Source organism: Proteiniphilum sp. UBA5384, from assembly GCF_002410825.1.
Classification (GTDB): domain Bacteria; phylum Bacteroidota; class Bacteroidia; order Bacteroidales; family Dysgonomonadaceae; genus Proteiniphilum.
Genome location: NZ_DHOS01000079.1, coordinates 29,887 through 31,238, shown reverse-complemented (window position 1 = coordinate 31,238; position 1,352 = coordinate 29,887). Strand labels below are relative to the sequence as shown.

Sequence of the window (1,352 nt, the reverse complement as noted above, 5' to 3'; positions counted from 1 at the left end):
CGGGCTGATCTCAAACTGCCCCTCACCCACAATTTTTTCCTCTTTCTGAAGCAGCGAGGGATCGGAACACTCGATATAGCCTCTTGCTACCTTAACCCAGCCTTTTGTCCCATTAAAACTAATTCCCTTCCCTCCCTCTTCCCGAAAAGGTTGTTCCGTCATCACAATACCATTGCCATATTTCATGGTGAGGTATTCTGTTCCATTGTACCCCCGGGGTATGAATTCACAGGGACCGGATCCATCCATCGCGATGGCGGCCTGGGCTATGTCAAACATGTGCGCGCCCCAATCGGCAGTATAACCATTCCCTGTTTCACGATACCAACGCCATGCGCCCCAAAGCGCTTCGTTCTTTTCCGGAATGAGGCTAATGGGCGGACAAAGATCGGGGTGGTAATGAATCTTGGGATCATTGAGAGGACCCAGCCATTTGTCCCAGTTCAATGTCCTAGGCACAGGCATCTCCGGGAGATCGAGTGGTTTGGGAGGTTCACCCACGGAGGCATAGATGGTTTCTATGTGACCCATTGAACCGTTGCGTACCAGGGCAATCGCCTGCTGAAATTCTTTGCTGGAGCGTTGCTGGCTTCCAACCTGCAACACGCGATTGTGTTCCCTTACTGCCTTTACCATTTCCAAACCTTCGCGTACCGTGAAGGCAAGAGGCTTCTGCACGTAAACATCTTTTCCCGACTCACAGGCATGAATCGTGTTCAATGCATGCCAATGATCAGGTGTGGCAATTGAAACTGCGTCAATGTCTTTGCGTTGGAGTAATTCTTCATAGAATTCATACATATCGCAACGAGGGGCAACACCTGTTTTCTTCTGCCATTCTTCGACCCTGTTTTTAAAACGTAACCGTTTCAATTGATCCACATCCGCACAGGCAACCACCTGCACACCCGGACACCTTGAAAAACTACGGAAATCAGAGATCCCCTGACGCCCAAGTCCGATAAAGCCCATGACCACGCGATCGCTGGGAGCGATCCGTGTCCCGTCTGCCATTCTCCAACTGGGGAGAATAGTTAATCCGGCAATACCCAGTGCCGAGTAACTTAAAAACTGGCGTCTGTTGATGCTTTTATTTTTTATTTTTTCCATACGATAATTATGTTATTCCTTTCTTATTCTTTTATTCTTCCCGGTTCACGCGAGTTTTCTCCTTTAATACCATTTAAATCATCTCCCAAATCTTTTCGTGCCATATCGGCTAATTCTTTCAATTCCAAAATTATTTCAGGATGCATCTCCTTCAGGTTATATCGTTCACCCGGGTCACGCCTTAAATCAAACAACTCTTCCTCAAATGAATGATTCCCGTCTGTTTTTCCAGACTCTCCGTC

General features: G+C 47.6%; 1 protein-coding gene and 1 pseudogene. Both read right to left on the bottom strand.

Annotated elements, in window-relative coordinates:
- The coding region (locus tag B4G81_RS15210; protein ID WP_294084017.1) for a Gfo/Idh/MocA family protein at positions 1–1,110 on the bottom strand (1,110 nt) is incomplete at its 3' end.
- Positions 1,111–1,133: 23 nt separating this feature from the next.
- A pseudogene (locus tag B4G81_RS15205) lies at positions 1,134–1,352 on the bottom strand (arylsulfatase); the annotation flags it as partial.